Source organism: Legionella bozemanae (assembly GCF_001648595.1).
In the GTDB taxonomy this organism is placed as follows: Bacteria; Pseudomonadota; Gammaproteobacteria; order Legionellales; family Legionellaceae; genus Legionella; species Legionella bozemanae.
Genome location: NZ_LBAW01000030.1, coordinates 1 through 17,952, shown reverse-complemented (window position 1 = coordinate 17,952; position 17,952 = coordinate 1). Strand labels below are relative to the sequence as shown.

The following is a 17,952-nucleotide window of genomic DNA, read 5'->3' as shown; positions in this document are numbered from 1 at the left end:
TAAAACATCATCAAAAATAGCAATTTTTCTAGTTTTAAGCTTATTAATAAGACTTTCATTAATCCCTAAATTTTTAAGTTTTTTGTATATTCCTTTCATTTGTTTTATGACTTTCTTCTACCGATTCTTTAACATATAGCGCATCAAAGTAAATAAATTCAGGAATTGCTGCTTTGACATGTATCAATACTAACCTATTATCGTAATTTTGATCCTCACAAGATTTAGATGGCGGAGCAGGAATCCATAAATACTGGGTTAATTCAGGATACCGTTTATTTATCTGGATCTTTACTCCCCCTCTTCCCTATTTTCGGCGATGCCAGCAATGCTAATATTTTTATGAAAAGTTATTTGTATCAAAAAAACATTCTTATTTTATCAATTGTGCAATTTTGCGTAGATCATTTAATACCAACCTAATCTTAATTGTTCAAAATTACACCAATATATTTGTAAATAGTTAAGGTGTAATTATGGCTTCTATTATCGAATTGATGGCTGAGTTAAATTTCCCAACCAATCAAGGGGGAGTTTGTGTGGGACTTGCCTTAATGGCAGAGAGAGCACGTCGATGTGGTCAGTATGAGAAATTTAAAGAAAGGATGGATTACCTTGAGAACCTGGGCTCAAATCAGCTCGCTTCTTTGCTAGATGCTGCAAAAAAACACGCTGCCTTATTAAGTTCAAAGCCTTTAAATAAGCCATCGTCCAGAGAAGAAGAGATTCTCTCAAAGACGCTATTGACTAAAGACGAAGAAATTCTCTTAACCATAGAGGCGTTCTTTTTCCAAGTATGGATGCACTATAAGCCTGATGAAATTCAGAATTTTTTAGAACTATATGGAGAAAAATTTCATCAAAAAGATACGCAAAAATTAGAATCTTTTATGTACGATATTGCTTCCAGCGATAAAGAAATTTCTCCACTCAATGAGCCTAAAAAATTCTTTCTTTCTGATACAACACTAAATAATGCGCCATCGCTGCAACAATTTTTAGAAAAAATACAATCAGCGAGTCAAAAAGAGCAGTTATCATTTGGTATAGTAATGGATTCCGGAACGCATGCCATTCATGTTTTTTATAATAATCAGACCAATACCTGGACATTAACTAATCATTCTGATCTAAGAACTTGCGATTCTATCCAGACTGCCGCAAGAAGGATAGCCAAAGCATTTACTGAAAATGAGATATTTCATTTGTCTCTGAGCGTTTTTACCGATGAGCCCGCCGAAAAACTTTCAGGTTTTTGGAAAGAATTAGAGGCTGTATCGACCGCCTCCTTCCTATCAATTATTGAAAATAAAAACGTCAATGCAACTGATTCTTTTAATAATACCCCTTTACTTGTTGCTGCAATGCGCGGCCATAAAGAAGTAGTACAAGAATTATTAAAGCAACCTGAAACTAATGTAAATAAAGCAAATAATCTATTGGACACCCCCTTATTATATGCAGCATGTCTTGGTTACCCCGAGATTGTGGCTGCATTCATGAATCATCCGCAAATAGCCCCAGAAAAAAGTTATCTTTGTTCACCCCTATTTGCTGCGGTAGCAAATGGCCATCTTGAGGTGGTGCAAGAATTATTAAAACATCCATCTAAAATCAATGTAAATCAAAATGGTACCTTAGCGCTTGCTGTAAAAATTGGGCGTAAAGACATTTTTCATGAACTACTTAAGTCGCCATTTATAGATATCAATACGTATAAATCCAATGCTCTTTTTGGTGGTAATGAACGCAAAACGGCATTGATTTTCGCTATAGAGAGAGGCGACTTTGATATCGTAGATGAGTTATTAAATCATAATAAAATTGATATCTCTAGACCAGGTAATTTTGATGATACGCCTTTAAAATCTGCAATTTGCTCTGGCCATCTAAATATCGTGAAAGAGTTATGTAAAAATGAAAATTTAGATGTAAATTTTAGTCATTCACCAGGCCTCATCCGTCGTAACACTGCGTTGATTCTCGCCATAAATTATAATCGTATCGACATGATACAGGAATTACTAAAACACCCTAAAATTGATGTGAATGAGAAGGGTGAATTGGAGCTACCACTTCATCAAGCTATAAAAGACGGCAAAATCGATGTGGTTAAAGAATTATTGAAACATCCAAAAATTGATTTGCTGAAAGTTGATAAATCTGGTCGTAACTCCCTGGTAATTGCGTTTGAACGTGGTGATGCTGCTATAATTTCAGCTTTGAGAGAAAAATTTTCAGAAATAGGGAATCAAGCTAAGACGAAGGATAGTTCGACTTTTTCTCAGATTGAATCATCAATGGAGCCTTCCGTTTCCGCAGCGTCCAGTAATTCAACGATTCCTCAGATTAATCCATCGTTGAGTTTTTTTACTGCCGCAGCGCCTAGTCATGCAACGGCTCCTCAGGATACCCCATCGCTGCGTTTTTTTGCTCCTGCAGTGCCCAATAATTCAACGGTTCCTCAGATTGCACCTCCGAACTCCTCCGATCCAGCAGTGAAAAATAGTTATACAATGGAGCCAATAATCAATTTTATAAAAATAACAATCGAACGATTAAATACTTGTGAAACTAGACTTGGAAAAACTGTTTATGTGGGAGCTACTTACTTAACATGGGAGTTCGAGCAATATCTTCAATCTGTAGAAAGGGAAGTTAATGGAGATATCTTAGATCCGGAAACGCTAGGAAGCTTAAAGCCGCTGGTAAATAAGGTGAGAAATTGTAAAGATCTGACTCCTATTTTTGTACAAGAAAGATGGCGATTTTTTCCTGAGTTCACTCTTGCAATGAAAGAAATGGAACGACGCTATAAAGCGATTACCGTAGATTCGCCTACTTGTGCAAACCCTATAGGATAGGCTAGCTGGATGCCGATACCTCGGCTATTGTCCTTATTGAGACATAGGTAACAAAATATTCCCGAAACATAGGATACACTCAAAGGTATTTCTGGAGCCAAAGGATTGTAGCAAGGCCGTGGATTGCTTATTTTCCCATGCTATTTTACAGTAATTTTTTTACGAAAAAGAAAGTAAATGCAGTTAAAAGTATATCTAAATTAATAGGGTTTTACTTAATTTTCCTGGCTCTTCACAAACTAAGCGTGGCAATAAGTATCCTGGTAAAAGATGTTGTAATTGCTGATAAATACTTTGTACTCTAGTGAAAGGCAAATCAAAATGCGCCGCTCCTTCTACTTTATCTAATCGATGTAAATAATAAGGTAGAACACCGTATGCAAATAAAGCTTGGCTTAAATCAGCCAGAATATGAGCATCATCATTTATTCCTGCTAATAAAACAGTTTGATTTAGCAAATGGCATCCTATTTGCCGTAAATCATTAAGTACCTGGCGCACCGAATCATCCAGCTCCTGTGCGTGATTGCAATGCAGCACAATCACCTTGTTCAATCGAGTTGTTTTTAATAATGAAAGTAAGCCCTGCTCAATCCTTTCGGGAAAAACCACAGGAATTCGTGTATGAATACGCAAAGTATGCAGATGAGAAATATCTTCCAATTGCTTGATGAGATCAGTGAGTACCAAATCAGATGCCAACAAGGGATCTCCACCGCTTAAAATCACCTCTGTGATACTGGTATCTTGCGCAAGATAATCACAAATTGCTTTAAAGCCATTACGGCCAGGATTATTATCTTGATAGGGAAAATGTCTACGAAAACAAAAACGACAGTTCACCGCACAAACACCGGTCAGGGTTAACAAAACACGACCGTAATACTTATGAATTAATCCTCGAATTGGATTAGTACTGCGCTCATCTAAGGGGTCAACACTGAATCCTTCCTTGACGTGTAATTCAGATTCAGTAGCTAAAACTTGCAGCAATAAAGGATCACGAGGATTTCCTTTTTGCATGCGCTTGGCAAATCCTAGAGGAATACGACTCGGAAATTGCTTTTCAGCATCTAAACTTCCAATAGAGGAAGGCAGTTCCAGAAAAGTTAACAGTTCAGTAACTGAAGCAAAACCTTGCGCCAAATTTTTTTGCCAACTTAAAGAGGTATCTCGCATTAATTACACAGACTTGATAAACTGTGCGAACTTTAACTAAAACAGAGCAAAATCTCAACTGTGGAGCACTAATGGCAACTTATGGCAGTAATGAATTAAAGAATGGCTTGAAAGTAATGGTTGATGACGCCCCATGTACTATTCTCGATTGTGAATTTGTAAAGCCCGGAAAAGGGCAAGCCTTTACTCGCATTAAAATTCGCAACTTAAAAACAGGTCGAGTGGTAGAGCGCACACTCAAATCAAATGAGACCATATCTTCTGCTGATGTGGTTGATATGGAAATGCAATATCTTTATAACGACGGCGAACACTGGCATTTTATGGTTCCCGATAATTTTGAACAATATGCGTTGACTAAAGAAGTACTTGCCGATGCAGCACAATGGCTAAAAGAGCAAGATATTTGTATCGTCACCCTTTGGAATAATGAGCCAATACAAGTTACACCACCGAATTTTGTGATTTTGGAAATTACCGAAACCGATCCTGGATTAAAAGGTGATACTTCTGGAGGCGGTGGAAAACCAGCCACTTTAGAAACCGGAGCTGTAGTGCGTGTGCCCTTATTCGTACAAACTGGCGAGCTAATTAAAGTAGATACTCGTAAAGGGGAATATGTCTCTCGCGCGAAAGAATAACACGATGAGTAATTCCTCAAGTTTAAGGAATTTTAATTTAGATTATTTTCAGATAACTCTGTAACTCAAAATTAAAAAATTATGTTCCTAGGGCAAATAATCGCCCAACCGTCTTAATGTTTACTCGAACGGTTGGGTTTGAGCGCAGGTTGTGCCAAATACAGCCGCTCCCTGATAGAAGCTGAGTACCTGCGGTTTATTGGATCCTCGCAGCCTCCCCACGAGGATCTTTCTATGAACCTGTTGAAAGCAGGTTTTTCAATTAATAAACCTGATACGTATTATACATACCCCAATAACCCACATTACCTAAATCGTCATAGCCATAATAATAAGCATCGCTATCATTGTAATAATCTATATCCCAATAAGGGCTGGTTTGATAGCCACTAACACTATAAACGTAAGCAGGAGTACTATAGGCTGGAGTATAATAAGTCTTAGAATACCCCGGGGTATAATAGGTCTTCACCGCAGGGTAATAGGTCTTCTTGGTCTTAGCAGGAGTGGTATAGTAAGTCTTGGTATAGGTTTTGGTAGTATAAACTGGAGTAGTATAGGTTGGAGTATAGTAAACTCGATCCCTAGCACATCCTGTTACTAATGATATGGTGCCTAACACCGTTACAGCAAGCATTAATCTGTTCATGATCTCTTCCTATTCATTGATACTTAATAGACTGAATCTTAAAAATTAGTAATAATGCCAGTGATGCCATCTGTGCCAGTGCGATCTGTTCCAATGATGCCACCTGTGCCCATGATGCCAATAAGCATAATTTGCTACTTTGGATAAATTATTGTTAGCGGACGAGACATCTGTCCTTAGAGCTGGATTCTCAAGAGCCAAAGGGAACGCCGCAAAAGCGGGCCAGGCAGTTAAGAAAAACGGAATACTTAATACTACGGAAATAATTAGTTTTTTCATAATAGCCTCCTGGCTCTTATTACAAATCTAATTGGGTAGATTAAGTATACAATATGATTATATTTTAATCAAAATGATTGTTTTTTATTAATTTCCTTGCTGAAATACAGGCAACGACTTCCCGTCCTCTGAGCCTGTTATATCATTCACTGTGGAGGTTTATGCAGAGCTTAAGGCTTCCCATCAACTGCACAGGCTTGCACACCACTCTCCAAAACAACCTCCCGATCTGAAGTTATTAAATGGTTCAGTCAGGAAGAGTCATTACCTATATATGTAAATAATAGACCATTGAGACCATGGGTGTGTATTTTTTGCGCAAACTTTACTTATTTCTTATTTCTAAATAAATGATTTGCAGAAGCTTGCACCGTAGGCATAATCGTCATTTCTTCGATATCCATATGTTGTGGACGAGTAATACAATATACAATGGCATCTGCTATATCCTCTGCCAATAAGGGTTGAAAATCCTGGTAAAACTCTTTTGCTTTTTGTTTATCATTCCAGCGTACTTCACTAAACTCAGTTTCTACTGCCCCTGGAGCGATTTCAGTAACACGAACCGGACTGCCCAACATATCCAGCCTCATCGATTTTGAAATAGCGTGTACTGCATGTTTTGTTGCACAATAAACGTTACCGTTTGGATAACATTCATGTCCCGCCACAGAACTGATATTCACTATATGACCACGGCCTCGTTCTAACATACCTGGAATCAAAGTACGACTTACATAAAGCAGCCCTTTAATATTGGTATCAATCATGACATCCCAATGTGCTTCAATTCCCTGTTGCAAAGGCAAAGTATCCAATGCCAATCCTGCATTATTAATTAAGATCTCTACAGAGCGCCATTGATTGGGTAACGAGCTTAATTGTTTCTTAACTTGTTCATGGTCGCATACGTCTAAAGGTAAAACGTAATGTTCTTCTCCATATTGTTGTCTCAACTCTTTTGCCAAAACCTCGAGGCGTTCACCACGTCGAGCACTGAGTATCAATCGAGCGCCATGCTTTGCACACAATCGTGCACAAGCCTGGCCAATTCCGCTGGAAGCCCCTGTAATTAAAATAATTTTATTGGTTAAATCATTCATCTCTTAGCCCCTTTTTTGCTACCTACGTTCTGCGACGTGTTCGCGAAATCCATGATCGATCTGGATTAATAATCAGACATTGCCGCCTTATTCTCCATGTCCTGGATCCCGCGAACACGTCGCGAAACGTAGACTATGGATGAATTGTTAATATACCCTACTTAAATTGAGAAGAAATACAATGAAATTAATGAAAAATATTTATCTCTGATTGAGGTGCAAACACGCTCCACCTTGCGGCATAAAATGTAGTTGCGCGTAAGATTATTCGTGTTGTTGTAATAATTGCATCACTTCTTCGTCTGTCGTTTGTGAAAAATCATTGTACCATAATCCTACAGCATAAAAATTTACCGGACGCATTGGGCAAATGATCTCATCAACTAATGGAGCAATTTCGTCGCAGGTCGAGCGTGCAGCAACTGGAATTGCGACAATAAGTTTTGCTGGTTTTTTTTGTTTCAACGCGGCAATTGCTGCTCGCATGGTATAACCGGTTGCAATGCCATCATCCACAAGAATTATGGTTTTCCCCGATAACTCAGGAAAGGGTTTCTTGCCACGATAAACCTGTTCACGCCGCAATAATTCTTCCTGTTCAGATTTTTGAATTGTATCAATCGATTCTGTAGATATATGCAATAAGTTAACTATTTCTTCATTTAAAACAGTTATCCCTCCAGAGGCAATAGCACCCATAGCTAACTCTTCATGGCCAGGAACACCGAGCTTGCGTACAATAAAAATATCAAGCGGGAGTGATAGTTTCTGCGCAATTTCATAGCCTACAGGGACACCTCCTCGAGGTAGTGCCAATACAATGACATCCGTGCGCTTTGCATAATTCTTTAGCAAATCCACTAGAACACGGCCTGCTTGATAGCGATCATCATAGTTCATTGCCATATTCCTCCAAAACGATCCTTCACATTGAAGTCTAGTCCATACTTCGTGATGTAACAAAGTATCCAGGGCTATCCTTAATCGTTATTCTGTGAATGAATTTATCCCACTATGCTATATTTTAACAATCAGGCTGTTCTCATGGAGGAAATAGCGATGAATGTTACTGAAAAGATTATCAAAGCACATCTTCTTGAAGGCGAAATGGAACCAGGAAAAGAGATTGCCTTAAAAATAGACCAAACTCTTTGTCAAGACGCGACAGGCACCCTGGTCATGCTTGAATTGGAAGCAATAGGTCTTGAACGAACTCAAGCTGAAATTTCCGTTCAATATGTAGACCACAACCTAATTCAAGAAGACAATAAAAATCCTGATGATCATCTCTTTCTTGCAAGTGCAGCAAGACGTTTTGGTCTTTATTTTAGCCGGCCTGGTAATGGCATCAGCCATGCGGTACATATGCAAAATTTTGGAAAACCAGGTAAAACACTAACCGGATCAGACAGTCATACCTGTGCTGCGGGTTCTCTGGGAATGATTGCTATTGGTTCTGGAGGGTTGGAAGTCGCAATGGCAATAGCAGGTTATCCATTGTATATAAAAATGCCCAAAGTTATGGGCATTCATCTAACCGGCTCGCTGCCCAAATGGGTAAGTGCAAAAGATGTTATTTTGGAAATGTTACGTCGTTATGATGTAAAAGGTGGTGTGGGCTACATTTTTGAATATTACGGGGAAGGTTTAAAACACTTAAGCGCTATGGATCGCCATGTGATTGCCAATATGGGCGCTGAGCTAGGAGCAACTACTACAGTATTTCCTTCAGATGAAATCACCAAGGAGTTCTTGCAAAGTCAAGGCCGCGAAAAAGACTGGATTGAATTAAAAGCAGACAAAAAAACAGCCTATGATGAACATGCAGAAATCAACTTATCCAATCTCATACCACTGATTGCGAAGCCTACGAGCCCAGGAAATGTGGTTCCAGTTGCCGAAATAGCAGGCCAAGAGGTTTATCAAACCTATATCGGCTCCTCAGCCAATCCTGGTTATCGAGACTTTGCGATTGCAGCCGAAATAGTAAAAGGACGAACGGTTCACCCCAACGTGTCATTTGATATTAATCCAACTTCCCGGACTATTTTAGAAGAATTAGTACGAGATGGTCATTTAGGAAGTTTGATTCACGCAGGTGCTCGCATTCATCAGGCAGGATGCAATGGATGCATTGGAATGGGGCAGGCCCCTGCAACAGAAAAAAACAGCTTACGCACCGTACCCAGAAATTTCCCCGGACGTTCAGGCACTGACGAAGACAAGGTTTTTCTTTGTAGCCCTGAAACTGCAGCAGCATCTGCATTAACAGGATTAATTACCGATCCTACAACTTTAGATATGCCTTATCCTAAAATAAAAATACCCAAAAAAAGGATCTTAAATCATGCCTGCTTTGAAGGCCCCCTGCCTTTAGATGAAGCAAAAAAAATAAAATTAGTGAAAGGACCAAATATCGTAACTTTACCTGAATTTGAACCATTGCCTTCTTCACTGAAAATACCCGTGTTACTCAAAGTAGAGGATAATATTTCAACGGATGAAATTTCCCCCGCTGGGGCTAAAGTTCTACCTTATCGGAGTAATATTCCTAAAATTAGTGAATTTACTTTTACTCATATCGATTCAGACTACGCTGAGCGTGCAAAAAAAAATAAAAAAGGCCATGTAATCATAGGTGGAGAAAATTATGGGCAAGGTTCTAGCCGAGAGCATGCAGCTTTAGCGCCCCGTTATTTGGGTCTACGAATAGTCATTGCTAAAAGTTTTGCCCGCATTCATTGGCAAAATCTGATCAATTTCGGCATTTTACCTTTAGTTTTTAAAAATCCTAAAGATTATGATGCAATTGACTTAAATGATATTGTCGAAATCAAGAAATTGCCTGACATTCTGGACAAAGAGACATTTAAAATAAAAATCAATGACAAAGAAGTGGAAGTACAACAAACCTTATCGAAACGTCAGATTGAATTGCTTCTTGAAGGTGGATTAATTAATTGGGTGAAAAAAGATCTTAAAAAGAAACATAAAAATAAATAAAACCCAACCAATGTAACCTGGTTGCCTGCACCCAGGTTTTTTAAATTCACTCATACAGATTCCTGACGATAAACAACTGTCTCTTGAGCACCTCTGCCTATACCTCGCGGACACCCCCGCGAACAAGTAATGAAGGCGGGGCGCCAGTATAAAATTGGCTGGCTTTTCTGAGATGTGTATAAGATTCAGCTGCCAGCAGCTTAGCTTACACTATGAGCTCTTAGATGGACTTTGATCAAAGTTCAGTTTTGGTCCTAAAGGTACGATTTGTGTTGGGTTTATGGTCTTATGACTAAAATAATAATGTTGTTTGATGTGTAAAAAGTTTACAGTTTCACTTATCCCTGGATGGTGATACAACCGTACTAAATAAGGTTGTAGCCCCTTATAATCACTTATTCGCTGCTGGTTTGTTTTGAAATGACTGTAATATACGGCATCAAAACGAATTAACGTCGTAAATAAGCGCCAGTCAGCCTCAGTTAATTGTTCCCCGAATAAATATTTTTGGTGGCGTAAGCGCACATCCAGTTCATAAAGCAAAAGAAATAATTGGATATACGCCTCTTCATAGGCTTGCTGAGTTGTCGCAAAGCCACAGCGATAAACCCCATTATTAATAGCATTATAAATTCGCTCATTCAACGCATCAATTTCTGCACGCAGCGGTTCTGGATAAAAATCTTGGTTATCTCCTGTTAAATGGTTAAATGCCTGATTAAACTGTTGAATAATTTCTGCTGATTCATTATTAACAATCGTTTTTTCTTTTTTATCCCACAGAACAGGTACAGTGACTCTACCACTGTATTTATTGTCTGCTTTAATATAAAGCTCATATAAATAGTGCAATTCATAAAGGGAATCTCCAGTAGCTCCCATCCCTTTTTTAAATTCCCAACCATACTCAAGCATATGAGGGTGCACAATAGAGACATCGATATAATCATCTAATTTTTTGAGTTTTCTGAAGATTAAAGTACGATGCGCCCACGGACAAGCAAGTGATACATACAAATGGTAACGGCCCTTTTCAGCAGGAAAACGCGTGTTGGGCTCATTACTAATTGCCGAGTGAAATTGTGTAGGTTCTCGTTTGAATGCCCCTCCTGTTTTAGAAGTATCATACCAAACATCATACCATTGACCATCAACTAATTGTCCCATGATTTATCCTTAGTTATATTTGATAAACTGCTTTTCTCACAAGCAATAGATTATGCTATATATTAAAAACGACTTCAGAAAAGAATAGCACATGAATAATTCCAATAATCCTTATTTATCAGGAAACTATGCTCCAGTTCACGATGAATTGAACGTGAATCAATTAGAAGTAATAGGTGAAATCCCTAAGGATTTAATGGGAATCTATATGCGTAATGGCCCAAATCCGGAATTCCCGCCTATTTCCTATACTTATCCATACGATGGCGACGGCATGATTCATGCTGTTTATATTGCAAATGGTAAAGCAGCGTACAGGAATCGATTTGTTGAAACCAAAGGGTTACTTAAAGAGCGAAAAGCGGGAAAAGCACTCTATGGCGGCGTTTTGCACCCGGCACCAATGGATCCTAAGTGGGCAGGCCCTGAAGATGAGCCCATTGCCATAAAAAATGGCGCATTTATTCATATTATTCGTTACCACGATATTTATCTGGCGCTCAGTGAATCGGCACCAGCATATCGCATGACATCACAGTTGGATACCCTTGGTGAATGGAAGCCTTATCAAGACCAACACGCCATAGAAGTTTGTGCTCATACTCGATTAGATCCACTAAATGGCGAGTTGTGGTTTGTCAATTACGCTTTAATTCCACCCTATTTAACGTTTTATCGATTGGATAAACATGGAAGAACTATGCAAAAATGGGATATTGAAAAACCCTATTGTTCTATGATTCATGATTTTATTTTAACAAAGAATTACGTTCTTGTTTTTGACTGTCCTGTGCTCTTTGATATACAACAGATAATGTCTGGCGGAGCTGTTTTGAGTTGGCGACCTGAGCTCGGTGTACGTATCGGTGTTATGCCGCGTTCAGGGGGACAAATAAAATGGTTTCACACCGAAGCGTTTTTTGTATTTCATTTTGCTAATGCTTATGAGCAAAACCATGAAATTGTTATTGACTACGTTAGGCATGAAAAAATTGTTCTTTTAACACAGGAAGAGAAGCAATCTGTCCCTCCTAGACTAAATCGAACTGTTCTTAATCTGGAAACAGGAATGATGAAACATGCTGTATTAGATGAGCGGCTGGTAGAATTTCCTCGTATTAGGGAAGAGCAAAACAGTCTATCCCATCAATTTATTTATACACCGACAAAAACGGCTGATCTTAATGCCAAGCAAGCCTTTAATGCGCTAATAAAATATGATGTAATGAATCAGCGCTCATGGATTTATGATTTTGGCCCTCATGCAGAAATAGGAGAGGCGGTTTTTGCACCAGCCGCAACCCATAAATCAGAAGATGACGGTTATTTACTGTTATTTGTATACGATAAGCGTTCAAACCAAAGCGAGCTCGTTTTATTAGATGCCCAAAATTTCGAGAATGATCCTATTGCTCGCATTAAGATGCCTCGCCGAATTCCCCACGGCTTGCATGGTTCATGGATGTCTGGAGTTTGGTAATTATGGGAATACAACAATAACCTTATAATATAAGCTATTTTTGATTTATTTTAATTTTTAGATCCATGCTATGATGCATTACTTAAATTATTTATTAATCTATTAATGAATAGAAAAGTAATTTGCATCGGTGGGATAACCGTTGATCGAAAACTAACATCGATTCATCAATTGCAATTGGGAACTTCCAATCCCGTGTCCTCCACGTATACCTTTGGCGGCGTTGCTCATAATGTAGCGCTTAATCTTGCCTTGCTGACGAATAATGTGCATTTCTACAGTGTGGTTGGGCAGGACAATTATGGATTACAGGCAATAGCCAATTTGAAAAGCATGGATGTCCAAATCCAAAATATTCTTACACTTCATGACAAATCTACTGCTCATTATGATGTTATTCTTGATAATGAAGGGGAGTTATTTCTTGCTTTAGCAGACATGGAAATTTTTGATCATGTTCCTTTCGCGCAGTTCACTCAATCTTGGAGTGAATGGAGTAATGAAGAAATTGTTTTTCTGGACACTAATTTGTCCCAAGAAATAATCGAATATGCGATTCAAATAGCACGCAGTCAAAATATTAAGCTATGTATTGATCCTGTTTCTGTAGTCAAAGCAAAAAAACTTCCAGCGAGTTTGGAACATATTTTTCTACTGAAACCCGATCGTTTTGAAGCAGAGGCATTGACTCATATTCGGATTCATTCAGTATCCGATTGCATCAAGGCAGGTCACGTGTTATTGGATAAAGGAGTTAGAAATTGCATTATCAGTTTGGGCAAATTCGGCTATGTGATTGTTAATGAAACCATTCAAAAACATTTCCCTGCACTGCTTAGCGAGCCAATTATTGATGTTAGCGGGGCAGGGGATGCTTTTATTGCTGGAATTCTTTATGAATTAAAACAAGAAAAACCAATCATTGATGCATGTCAAACCGGCGCTGCAATGGCTGCTTTAACCCTGCAATCGTGTCATACGGTCAATAAACAAATTCATTATGAAGCACTAAAAAATATTCAGCTTATTAAAATAAGAGAAACAGATGATGAAGCAATTTTTTGATTATTCTCCAGAAGTACAATCAGCTCTTGAAAATAAAAAACCTGTGTTGGCGTTAGAGTCCACGATTATTTCCCATGGCATGCCTTATCCTGATAATTATGAAACAGCCCAGGCAGTGGAACATATTGTTCGAGAATACGATGTCACTCCAGCTACAATTGCCGTGATTGATGGAAAAATAAAGATCGGTATAACAGAAAATGAATTACATCAATTTGCATGCAATAAAGAGGTTTTAAAAGCAAGCCGACGCGATTTGCCTTTTATAGTAGCCAACAAGTATTCTGCTGGAACCACGGTTGCTGCAACCTTATTTTGTGCTGCTAAAGCAGGTATTAAATTATTCGCTACAGGAGGAATTGGCGGTGTCCATCGAGGGGATGCTCAGGATATTTCTGCTGATTTAATTGAAATCTCAAGAACACCGATTGCAGTTATTTGTGCTGGTGCAAAAGCCATCCTTGACCTCCCCCGTACCTTAGAGTTTTTAGAAACAATGAGCGTCCCTGTTATTGGTTATCGCACGCAAGTATTACCTGCATTTTATACTGACTCGACTCAGTATTCGTTATCAACTTGGGTAGAAGACGTACCCACCCTTGCTAAAATAGTAACAGCTCATTGGGATATCGGCATGTCTTCAGGAGCCTTAATTACCAATCCAATTCCTGCGGAATTTAACATTCCGCTTGAAGTGATTGAACCAGTAATCATGAATGCCATACAAAAAGCGGAGCAAAATAATATTTCAGGAAAAGCATTAACGCCTTTTCTCTTGGCCGAAGTAGCCCAACTGACCCAAGGCAAAAGTTTGCTTGCCAATATCGCTTTAATTAAAAATAATGCACGTCTGGGGGCAGAGCTCGCACGTGCTGTTCTCGCTTTATGATGAGGTTTTTGTGCTCGCTCATGGTCGTCAAGCTAAGAATATTTAGTGTTTCATTTTACTTGTCATCCCCCGAGCAGGCGGATCCATTTTTATACTGGCATTATGCTCAATCATGAATGGATTTCTATCTTCGCAGGAGTGACAACATCCATTTTTTGCTAAAAGCCTCTAGCCATATAAGCGCCAATGGTATCGCTCATTCGCTCTTTAGCCACTAAAAAACCTGATTCAGCAGAACAGTGCACATCAAGAGGATTACAAATCATAGCTCGAATCAATCGAGGCCCCATTCCTGGCATCCCCGCATGCATTACTTTTTTATTATCAATGAGCAATATATCCCCTTTTTTCCACAAACAGGATGAATAATAGTGTCGCATGAGCTGAGCAAGCTCTTTAACTTCTTTATCATTAAAACAACTGCCTACTTTCACCATATGTGCGGAAGAGGAGGTACTTTTTCTGCTCGCTTTAAAATTGGAAAATTTTGTGCGTAAAATTTTATATGAGTTCTTTGGTGAATTAAAAAAAGAAATAAAAATAATTGCGAGTGATTCTATTGAATTAAAAATGGAAGTTGGCAATTTCCAAAAAAAAACGATGCCAAAACCAACTCGTTCCTTTATAGTCTTTCATAAAGCACTTTCTTAGCTCATAGTTAAGCGTAGGTAGCTCAAGCATATTGATTTGCAATGCTTTTTCTTTAGTAAAAGGGTGTTCCCAAACACTGGGCTTATACATATAAACAAACTGTTCCTCTTCCTCGCCTGCAAGCAGCAAATTGAATTTCTTACATATTTTTTTTACTGCATCCTGAGGAATTTGATATCGTTCTGCGATCTCGGCTACAGACCATTTACAAACAAAAAAAGCATTCTTTTCTAATTTTTGCTTCAGTTCATCTTGCAAATGAGCGTAGATTTTTTGCGTATTAATTAGACCTGTTTCACCACCTAATTCTGAGGGCTGAAAACAACAAAAACAAAGATAACTCGGGACATCAGCAGAATAATAATTTTCGGTATGAAATCCACCAAGATAAAGTGTTCCCCCAGTTTTATAAACGGAATTAGTATGTAAAACAAACTGGAGATTATCCACGTGAACTCGACCATTTTCAGACATAAAGGCTTCACTGATCCCGCGAAACTCTGGAATGCTCAAGATAATTTTTTCGAATTGCTCATCCGTACTGATATTAAAACCTCTTAAAAGGACCGCTCCATAATGGGCCATATCCTCAATAATCTGCTTGGAATTAGATGCAAGAAATTGTTGTAAAAACGCAACATCTGTGGAGCCTTCCGCCTCAATAACTCGTGGCATTTCCTTTTCTTCAGATAAAATGAGTCGTTCCTCTTGCCTAAGAAATCGTGTAACAACCCCTTGGTATTCCTTGTGCATTCAGCAAAACTTCCTTATAAAATTACCTTAAAAAACTATAGCATAAAAAAACAATTCTAATATAAATGCAGTATGTTTGAGAAAATTCTTTATTCGAAAATCAGTACCTTTCGAATGAAAAAATGATGTTCTAGGATCGAGTAACAATGTCCACACTAAAGCCCTAATTAAAAATATCAGGGCTTGCAATGGGTATCTGTATTATTTAATAGTAGCTTTGTGTTCCTGTTCATGGGATTCTGCTTCCGAGTCTTGCGCATGCGTTTTTCCCTGCCACCAATGTTTCAGTTGATGACAACCATGTACTGCTGCTCGATATAAATCAGGAAGGATGGATACAATGGCATCAAGAAAATCCATAACTCCACCCTTATTGAAACCATAAATGCAGCGGCTGAATTCGGCACCCTTTTTACTTAGTGCAATCGTATCGTCTTTTTTAGAGAAAAATCCATCTGGCTTGAAACCTACTTGAAATCTTTTTTCGTATTCGTGTAACTCTTGAGTAAATACCTCTTCGATATCATTTGCAATCAAGTGCCTTACTTGAGTTTCTGTAAGAACAGGATAAAGTACCGCCATCATCTCACGTATTGCCTTGTTCTCTGTTAAATTACGGATAACCTTGTCCCGACGTTCATCAGGACCTTCACCAAGGCTCCAATTACATGCACCTACTAAAAGCGTTAATGCTTCATGATACTCAGCATATGCAGTAGCACGTTGATTGATAAAGTATGCTGCGGCTGCCCAACCTAGCCAACCTATATAACCGATTACCGGAAGAAAAGACAAAGCAGTTGCTGTGACTCCAAAAACCACACTTCCTATAATTTTTTGATCAATGCTTTTTAGTTGCATTGATTTTTTTTTAACCAGCTCAGTACATTGTTTTAAAAATTCAGTGTGATCTGCATTGGTTGTTAGGAAATGCTGTTTCGCTGTAATGGCAAGTGTATTATCATCTGCCCGAGCAGCGCCACCAATAGTAAAATACGTTTGCGATTCCAATTGCAATTTATTTAATTCACTGTTGATACCCAATTGAGGAATAGGTGTATAAGTGGATTGTTTTTTTATTCCGATAGTCTCTAATACAGTCTCTAATACTGATGCCATTTTGATCACTCATAATAAAAATGAAAAGGCATTCTAAATTCTATTTTACATAATAACAATAAAGAAATATGCAACATGGTGCTTAGTTGAATAACTTAATTATACCTTTTATGAGGTCATGAGTACTCTTTTTAAAAAAGTAAGGAATAGAAGCCGCTTGGCAGGTTAAAGTGTGCAGGAGCGTTGATGCTTAATTTTTTTTCGCGATTAACTCTTTAATATCAATTGCAATTTCACGGATTGTTCTTTCCTTACCTATATCATTACGAATATCAAGATCAAATTCATCTTCCAAATCGAAGAAAAAATTAACTAAATCCAGAGAACTAGGAACAACTTGATCAATGGATTGATCCAAATCAATCTCTTCAGGCGCAATTTCCTGCGTTCTTGCAATTAAATGAATAACACGATGTTCTATTGTTTGCTCCATAAAAAATCCTTCTTCTCGATTCAAACAAAATAATTAATTCCTTTTTTAATTGAGTATACAGTCAGCGCGCATGCAACTCCATTAATATTTATCCATTAATCAATTTGATACCGAGAGCGAGAATTTTGTGCCCAATTTAATAGCCAAATCGTTTAAAGCATTGGGCTCCTAAAGATTTCATGGCGCTGCATTGAATTATTGTTGTTGTGCCTTCCGCATCATTTGCTATTTGAATCACGTAGGACTGGCCATTTGCGCATAAGATATTCCAATATGCTGCATCATTGCGATCGACTCCTTGATAAAAAGATTCAATAGGGGCACAGGCTCCACCTGCAGCATTGATAATACCGCTTAGTATTTGTGTTTTCTGCGCTGATGTTCTGCTCAATAAAATATCATTGGCAATATTGGCATAATTACAGGCAGTAAATACCAACAGGAAAAACATCATTATAGACTTACTCATAATGCATCCTTAAAATTGAGTCGCATTGCTGTAGCAAGATTTTGGTCTATATGATGTTATTGTAGAATATGGAATGGATTTCTCCATTTCAATTCATAAAATAGAATTTGTAAGGAATACGCTTTGCTATCCTACATACCGTGCATGAAGCCTGAGAGATAGACAAAAAAATTTGGTTTAAGGCATTGAAATATAGGAATAATGGTAT

The 17,952-nt window shown here is 38.2% G+C and carries 16 protein-coding genes; 6 read left to right on the top strand and 10 right to left on the bottom strand.

The genetic code is table 11. The annotated features are described in order from the left end of the window. Positions 1–476: 476 nt before the first annotated feature. Positions 477–2,864 (top strand): ankyrin repeat domain-containing protein, encoded by a 2,388-nt coding sequence (locus tag A8O27_RS16110; RefSeq protein WP_058458580.1) that lies wholly within the window; start codon positions 477–479, stop codon positions 2,862–2,864. A 195-nt stretch (positions 2,865–3,059) separates the two neighbouring features. Here the strand turns inward: A8O27_RS16110 and epmB are convergent, their stop codons facing one another. Further along, positions 3,060–4,043 carry an EF-P beta-lysylation protein EpmB gene (gene epmB, locus A8O27_RS16105; protein WP_058458581.1) on the bottom strand — a complete coding sequence of 328 codons (984 nt, stop codon included), beginning with the start codon at positions 4,041–4,043 and terminating at the stop codon, positions 3,060–3,062. A 71-nt stretch (positions 4,044–4,114) separates the two neighbouring features. Here epmB and efp point away from each other — a divergent pair, with 71 nt between their 5' ends. Then, positions 4,115–4,684 carry an elongation factor P gene (gene efp / locus A8O27_RS16100; RefSeq protein ID WP_058458582.1) on the top strand — a complete coding sequence of 190 codons (570 nt, stop codon included), beginning with the start codon at positions 4,115–4,117 and terminating at the stop codon, positions 4,682–4,684. 262 nt (positions 4,685–4,946) lie between these two features. On the opposite strand, the gene A8O27_RS19405 is transcribed toward efp, so the two are convergent. The 3 genes from A8O27_RS19405 to A8O27_RS16080 form a co-directional block, all read right to left on the bottom strand. After that, entirely contained in the window at positions 4,947–5,333 is a 387-nt protein-coding gene (locus tag A8O27_RS19405) for a hypothetical protein (RefSeq protein ID WP_058458583.1), read from the bottom strand. Between the two features lie 608 nt (positions 5,334–5,941). Further along, positions 5,942–6,715 (bottom strand): SDR family NAD(P)-dependent oxidoreductase, encoded by a 774-nt coding sequence (locus tag A8O27_RS16085; protein WP_058458584.1) that lies wholly within the window; start codon positions 6,713–6,715, stop codon positions 5,942–5,944. A 264-nt stretch (positions 6,716–6,979) separates the two neighbouring features. Further along, positions 6,980–7,615 (bottom strand): phosphoribosyltransferase, encoded by a 636-nt coding sequence (locus tag A8O27_RS16080; RefSeq protein WP_058458592.1) that lies wholly within the window; start codon positions 7,613–7,615, stop codon positions 6,980–6,982. A 159-nt stretch (positions 7,616–7,774) separates the two neighbouring features. On the opposite strand from A8O27_RS16080, the gene A8O27_RS16075 reads away from it, so the two are divergent. After that, on the top strand, positions 7,775–9,718 hold the full coding sequence (locus tag A8O27_RS16075; RefSeq protein WP_058458585.1) for an aconitate hydratase: 1,944 nt from the start codon (positions 7,775–7,777) through the stop codon (positions 9,716–9,718). A gap of 210 nt (positions 9,719–9,928) precedes the next feature. Here the strand turns inward: A8O27_RS16075 and A8O27_RS16070 are convergent, their stop codons facing one another. Next, positions 9,929–10,885, bottom strand: a complete 957-nt coding sequence (locus A8O27_RS16070; RefSeq protein ID WP_058458586.1) for a glutathione S-transferase family protein — start codon at positions 10,883–10,885, stop codon at positions 9,929–9,931. 91 nt (positions 10,886–10,976) lie between these two features. On the opposite strand from A8O27_RS16070, the gene A8O27_RS16065 reads away from it, so the two are divergent. The 3 genes from A8O27_RS16065 (at position 10,977) to A8O27_RS16055 (ending at position 14,319) form a co-directional block, all read left to right on the top strand. Beyond that, the gene (locus A8O27_RS16065) at positions 10,977–12,365 is read left to right on the top strand and encodes a carotenoid oxygenase family protein (protein WP_058458587.1); all 1,389 of its coding nucleotides are present in this window, start codon (positions 10,977–10,979) and stop codon (positions 12,363–12,365) included. A gap of 105 nt (positions 12,366–12,470) precedes the next feature. Continuing rightward, positions 12,471–13,430 carry a carbohydrate kinase family protein gene (locus A8O27_RS16060; protein WP_058458588.1) on the top strand — a complete coding sequence of 320 codons (960 nt, stop codon included), beginning with the start codon at positions 12,471–12,473 and terminating at the stop codon, positions 13,428–13,430. After that, entirely contained in the window at positions 13,411–14,319 is a 909-nt protein-coding gene (locus A8O27_RS16055; protein ID WP_276330987.1) for a pseudouridine-5'-phosphate glycosidase, read from the top strand. Before A8O27_RS16060 ends, A8O27_RS16055 begins: the two co-directional genes overlap by 20 nt. Before the next feature lie 158 nt (positions 14,320–14,477). Here the strand turns inward: A8O27_RS16055 and A8O27_RS19400 are convergent, their stop codons facing one another. The 5 genes from A8O27_RS19400 to A8O27_RS16035 all read right to left on the bottom strand — a co-directional run bounded on the left by A8O27_RS19400 (position 14,478) and on the right by A8O27_RS16035 (position 17,744). Beyond that, positions 14,478–14,756, bottom strand: coding sequence for a TauD/TfdA family dioxygenase (locus A8O27_RS19400; RefSeq protein ID WP_244944212.1), 279 nt, complete (start codon positions 14,754–14,756; stop codon positions 14,478–14,480). 127 nt (positions 14,757–14,883) lie between these two features. Next, positions 14,884–15,723, bottom strand: a complete 840-nt coding sequence (locus A8O27_RS16050) for a TauD/TfdA family dioxygenase (protein ID WP_235810475.1) — start codon at positions 15,721–15,723, stop codon at positions 14,884–14,886. 201 nt (positions 15,724–15,924) lie between these two features. After that, the gene (locus A8O27_RS16045; RefSeq protein ID WP_058458589.1) at positions 15,925–16,842 is read right to left on the bottom strand and encodes a hypothetical protein; all 918 of its coding nucleotides are present in this window, start codon (positions 16,840–16,842) and stop codon (positions 15,925–15,927) included. Between the two features lie 190 nt (positions 16,843–17,032). Continuing rightward, positions 17,033–17,275, bottom strand: coding sequence for an acyl carrier protein (locus A8O27_RS16040; protein ID WP_058458590.1), 243 nt, complete (start codon positions 17,273–17,275; stop codon positions 17,033–17,035). A 136-nt stretch (positions 17,276–17,411) separates the two neighbouring features. Further along, positions 17,412–17,744, bottom strand: coding sequence for a hypothetical protein (locus A8O27_RS16035; RefSeq protein ID WP_058458591.1), 333 nt, complete (start codon positions 17,742–17,744; stop codon positions 17,412–17,414). Positions 17,745–17,952 lie beyond the last annotated feature (208 nt).

What these genes read in the sequence shown, in the direction of transcription:
- A8O27_RS16045 (WP_058458589.1), bottom strand. Translation starts at nt 16,842, where the DNA reads ATGGCATCAGTATTAGAGACTGTATTAGAGACTATCGGAATAAAAAAA.
- A8O27_RS19405 (WP_058458583.1), bottom strand. Translation starts at nt 5,333, where the DNA reads ATGAACAGATTAATGCTTGCTGTAACGGTGTTAGGCACCATATCATTA.
- A8O27_RS16040 (WP_058458590.1), bottom strand. Translation starts at nt 17,275, where the DNA reads ATGGAGCAAACAATAGAACATCGTGTTATTCATTTAATTGCAAGAACG.
- A8O27_RS16065 (WP_058458587.1), top strand. Translation starts at nt 10,977, where the DNA reads ATGAATAATTCCAATAATCCTTATTTATCAGGAAACTATGCTCCAGTT.
- A8O27_RS16070 (WP_058458586.1), bottom strand. Translation starts at nt 10,885, where the DNA reads ATGGGACAATTAGTTGATGGTCAATGGTATGATGTTTGGTATGATACT.
- A8O27_RS16035 (WP_058458591.1), bottom strand. Translation starts at nt 17,744, where the DNA reads ATGAGTAAGTCTATAATGATGTTTTTCCTGTTGGTATTTACTGCCTGT.
- A8O27_RS16085 (WP_058458584.1), bottom strand. Translation starts at nt 6,715, where the DNA reads ATGAATGATTTAACCAATAAAATTATTTTAATTACAGGGGCTTCCAGC.
- efp (WP_058458582.1), top strand. Translation starts at nt 4,115, where the DNA reads ATGGCAACTTATGGCAGTAATGAATTAAAGAATGGCTTGAAAGTAATG.
- A8O27_RS16075 (WP_058458585.1), top strand. Translation starts at nt 7,775, where the DNA reads ATGAATGTTACTGAAAAGATTATCAAAGCACATCTTCTTGAAGGCGAA.
- A8O27_RS16110 (WP_058458580.1), top strand. Translation starts at nt 477, where the DNA reads ATGGCTTCTATTATCGAATTGATGGCTGAGTTAAATTTCCCAACCAAT.
- epmB (WP_058458581.1), bottom strand. Translation starts at nt 4,043, where the DNA reads ATGCGAGATACCTCTTTAAGTTGGCAAAAAAATTTGGCGCAAGGTTTT.
- A8O27_RS16050 (WP_235810475.1), bottom strand. Translation starts at nt 15,723, where the DNA reads ATGCACAAGGAATACCAAGGGGTTGTTACACGATTTCTTAGGCAAGAG.
- A8O27_RS19400 (WP_244944212.1), bottom strand. Translation starts at nt 14,756, where the DNA reads ATGGTGAAAGTAGGCAGTTGTTTTAATGATAAAGAAGTTAAAGAGCTT.
- A8O27_RS16080 (WP_058458592.1), bottom strand. Translation starts at nt 7,615, where the DNA reads ATGAACTATGATGATCGCTATCAAGCAGGCCGTGTTCTAGTGGATTTG.
- A8O27_RS16055 (WP_276330987.1), top strand. Translation starts at nt 13,411, where the DNA reads ATGATGAAGCAATTTTTTGATTATTCTCCAGAAGTACAATCAGCTCTT.
- A8O27_RS16060 (WP_058458588.1), top strand. Translation starts at nt 12,471, where the DNA reads ATGAATAGAAAAGTAATTTGCATCGGTGGGATAACCGTTGATCGAAAA.